General features: G+C 54.4%; 1 protein-coding gene. It reads left to right on the plus strand.

Going from position 1 to position 296, the window contains the following annotated elements:
• Positions 1-30: 30 nt before the first annotated feature.
• Positions 31-296: hypothetical protein (locus ACLQ24_RS30545; protein WP_425895187.1), on the plus strand; the 266-nt coding region annotated here is incomplete at its 3' end.

The raw sequence follows: 296 nt of genomic DNA on the forward strand, positions 1-296 counted from the left end.
TTTGGCAAAACTCCTCTCTGGAGCGACACGGTGACGGACGACAGGAGGGAGGTTCACAAAGTCGGCAACATGTTTCAGATGTTGCGGACAATCGGATATGTGTTCCATGAGGGTTTATTCGAAGCTCTGCGCAAGGCGGGTTTCAAACCGGAACGCACCAGCGACAGCAAAATAATACTCCCCAGAGACAAGAGTGCGTTTGTCTCCGTCGATAAGCGGGTAGAGAACGTCAAGGACCTTCTCTCCGCTTATGACGCCTGGCTCAAGGGTGTGCCGGGAACGACCGCTCCACGGGA

This window comes from Micromonospora sp. DT4, assembly GCF_049841675.1.
Taxonomy (GTDB): Bacteria; Actinomycetota; Actinomycetes; order Mycobacteriales; family Micromonosporaceae; genus Micromonospora.